Source organism: Martelella sp. UBA3392 (assembly GCF_002358775.1).
GTDB classification, from domain to species: domain Bacteria; phylum Pseudomonadota; class Alphaproteobacteria; order Rhizobiales; family Rhizobiaceae; genus Martelella; species Martelella mediterranea.
Window position 1 is genome coordinate 12,729 of sequence record NZ_DEPM01000062.1, and the last position, 461, is coordinate 13,189.

1 protein-coding gene is annotated in these 461 nt (G+C 68.8%); it reads right to left on the reverse strand.

Annotated features, from left to right (window positions below):
* Nucleotides 1–461 (reverse strand): FGGY family carbohydrate kinase (locus tag B4E36_RS04670; RefSeq protein ID WP_345900044.1); only part of this gene is annotated, 461 nt, incomplete at both ends.

Consider the following 461-nt stretch of genomic DNA (forward strand, 5'->3'; position numbering starts at 1 on the left):
GGCGGCGGCAGCGCGCCGAGCGCGCCGGCATAGGCGTCGATCAGGCCAGCCGCAACCACAACCTCGCCATCAAGGCCAAGGTCGCCGGCCGCCGCCGCCGTCAGCCGGCCCGCGGCATCGCCCGGCACAAGAATGATCTCCGGGATTCCCGCCTTGTCGCGCAGATCGGTGAGGTCGGCCTGTTCCAGAAGACCGAGCGGCCAGGGAAGGACGTGATCGCCGCGATAGAACCATTTGGCCGAAAGCGTGGAGAGCGAGCGGCGATCGCTGCCGGTGGCGCGGAAGGTGAGGTAGTCGGCGAGATCGAAGATGCCGCCTGCCCGTTCCCAGAGATCCGGGCGGTTGCGCTTCAGCCATGCGAGTTTCGGCACCTGCATTTCCGGCGAGACCGAACCGCCGGAATGGAGCACCGCCTCATGGTCGAAGCCGCTGAGTTCGGCCGCTTCCTGGGCGGCGCGGTG